This window comes from Idiomarina sp. Sol25 (assembly GCF_033052775.1).
Classification (GTDB): Bacteria; Pseudomonadota; Gammaproteobacteria; order Enterobacterales; family Alteromonadaceae; genus Idiomarina.
The window spans coordinates 1-395 of sequence record NZ_JAUPEW010000052.1 but is presented as its reverse complement, the minus strand read 5'-3'; the positions used below and the strand labels follow the sequence as shown (position 1 = coordinate 395).

At 61.5% G+C, this 395-nt stretch carries 1 protein-coding gene; it reads left to right on the top strand.

Annotation, left to right across the window (positions count from 1 at the left end):
- Nucleotides 1–395 (top strand): potassium transporter TrkG (locus Q5L94_RS13420; RefSeq protein ID WP_317498866.1); only part of this gene is annotated, 395 nt, incomplete at both ends.

Sequence of the window (395 nt, the reverse complement as noted above, 5' to 3'; positions counted from 1 at the left end):
ATCACGTGGTCTGACGCGATCTTCACGGCGGCCTCGGCCGTCACTGTGACCGGCCTCGTGGTGATCGACACCGGCAGCCAGCTAACGATGTTCGGCCAAGGCGTGGTCATGGTTTTGATCCAGCTCGGCGGCCTGGGCTTGATGACCTTCGCGGTGCTGGTCCTGTCCATGCTTGGGCTGCCTGTCAGCATGTCGCAACGCATCTTCCTGCGCGAGGATCTTAACCAGACCTCGATTAGCGATCTTCTCGTGTTGGTGCGCGGCATCTTGATAGTGGTGCTGGCCTGCGAGGCGGTGGGCGTGGCGCTTTTGTCCATCGTTTTCGTGCCGGAGTTCGGCTGGGGCATGGGGCTGTGGCAGGCGCTCTTCCACACGATTTCGGCCTTCAACAACGC